Source organism: Mesorhizobium sp. M7A.F.Ca.CA.004.04.2.1 (assembly GCF_004022825.1).
Taxonomy (GTDB): domain Bacteria; phylum Pseudomonadota; class Alphaproteobacteria; order Rhizobiales; family Rhizobiaceae; genus Mesorhizobium.
Genome location: NZ_RZPH01001488.1, coordinates 1 through 978, shown reverse-complemented (window position 1 = coordinate 978; position 978 = coordinate 1). Strand labels below are relative to the sequence as shown.

General features: G+C 62.8%; 1 protein-coding gene and 1 pseudogene. Both read right to left on the bottom strand.

Features of this window, described 5'->3' with window-relative positions:
• Positions 1-181, bottom strand: a pseudogene (locus EN893_RS35605) (EamA family transporter); the annotation flags it as partial.
• A gap of 60 nt (positions 182-241) precedes the next feature.
• On the bottom strand, positions 242-978 hold a 737-nt coding region (locus EN893_RS35600), incomplete at its 5' end, for a DMT family transporter (protein ID WP_164901471.1).

Sequence of the window (978 nt, the reverse complement as noted above, 5' to 3'; positions counted from 1 at the left end):
CATAGAAGCTGATCAGGATGGCGCCGACAAAGCCGCGCCAGCAGATGATGGTCAACGGGTCGGCATGGATCGACTTTGTCAGAACACCGGTCAGGCCGAAAACGGCAGCTGAGGACGACACCAGGATGATGCCGAGTGTGCGCTCTGCGGCGGTGTCGGTGGCGGCTGCAATGTCAGTCATGCAACCAGCCTACGCCGCTTGGTCCTGACATCGTAGTGTCAGCAATGATGGTGATCCACATCATAGGCGTTTGCGGAAATGCTCGGTGCCGACGATCAACAGGCCGGCGGCGACGATCAGCGCAGCGCCCAGGAACACCTCGCGGCGCGGCACGTCGCCCCAGATCGCAAAGCCGAGTGCGAATGCCCACAACAGCGAGGTGTATTCCAGCGGCGCGAGGACCGAAGCCGGTGTGCGCTTCATGCCTTCGAACAGAAGATATTGTGCCAGGCCGCCGAGTGCGCCGACGCTGGCAAGGAGCAGCAACTGAGCCCCGTCCGGTGTCCGCCACAACAACAATGCCGGCACCGCCGAAAACAGCAGGAAATAGAAATTGTTGAGCAGGAGCTGGATCATCGAGCACTCGGCAAGGGCGGTCTTGCGCAAGAGCACGATGGCGATGCCCCACAAGAAGGCCGCCGCCAGCACCAGCAGCACCGGCACGGACAGGCCGAGATGGGTCGGATCGCAAGCGACGAACACGCCGGCAAAGCCGATCAGCACCGCCAGCCAGCGCAGCATCGGCACCTTTTCGCCGAGCAGGAACACTGAAAGCACTGTGACGATGATCGGGGCCGCATAATAGACGGTGGTCAGCTCGGCGAGCTGCAGGCTGCGCGCGGCGTTGTAGTAACACAGCCACGCAGCAAGCGTGAAGGCACTGCGCACCAGCATCGGCCGCACGATCGGCGAGCGCATCGTGTCGGCAAACAACTGTCGTCCGCCGATCGCCGCGCACGCGCCCAGAATGGCAATGC